The sequence below is a fragment of the Vibrio sp. 811 genome (assembly GCF_033339195.1).
In genome coordinates this window covers 1-549 of the sequence record NZ_JAWOUB010000807.1, presented here as the reverse complement: position 1 = coordinate 549, position 549 = coordinate 1, and the positions used below count along the sequence as shown (strand labels likewise).

The 549-nt window shown below is 46.1% G+C and carries 1 protein-coding gene and 1 pseudogene; both read left to right on the top strand.

The window, feature by feature from the left end:
- Positions 1-149, top strand: a 149-nt coding sequence (locus R7Q46_RS30875; RefSeq protein ID WP_411978795.1) for a DUF6444 domain-containing protein, incomplete at its 5' end; no start/stop codon positions are given.
- A gap of 35 nt (positions 150-184) precedes the next feature.
- Positions 185-549: pseudogene (locus R7Q46_RS29510) on the top strand (IS66 family transposase); the annotation flags it as partial.

The following is a 549-nucleotide window of genomic DNA, read 5'->3' as shown; positions in this document are numbered from 1 at the left end:
CTACTAACTCCAAAAATTCATCGAAACCACCTTCGTCTGACAACCCTAAGGACAAGCATGAGCGAAAAAAGATCAAAGCTCTAGTGGTTGCAATTCGAGAGGAGCTAAAGAAGGCCACACAGGGCATCAACGAAAACTCTCACGACTGAAAGCAACGGATGTAGTTATCGATTGTTTTCCTGAAGTGTGCCCTTGCTGTGCCCAGTCTGATATAGATGTTCAAGGTGGCCCTTACTACCGCCATCAGGTCTTCGATATTCCAAAACCCACTGTCGATATCACCGAATACCGTTTATTTTCAGGCCAATGTCGGCACTGTAAAGAAACCGTCAAGGCTCAAAAGCCTGACGATGCATCGCAAGGGATTATAGGGCCGAACTTATTAAGTTACATTGGAGTTCTTGCAGGGCAATATCACCTCAGTGTTCGGAAAATCCAATCTCTACTTAAAGAACAGCTTGGCACAACCTTTTCGGTCGGCGCGATTAGCGAAGCGCAAACGAAGGTCGCTTCAATGCTAACGCCATTGCATCAGGCGATAAAACAAGC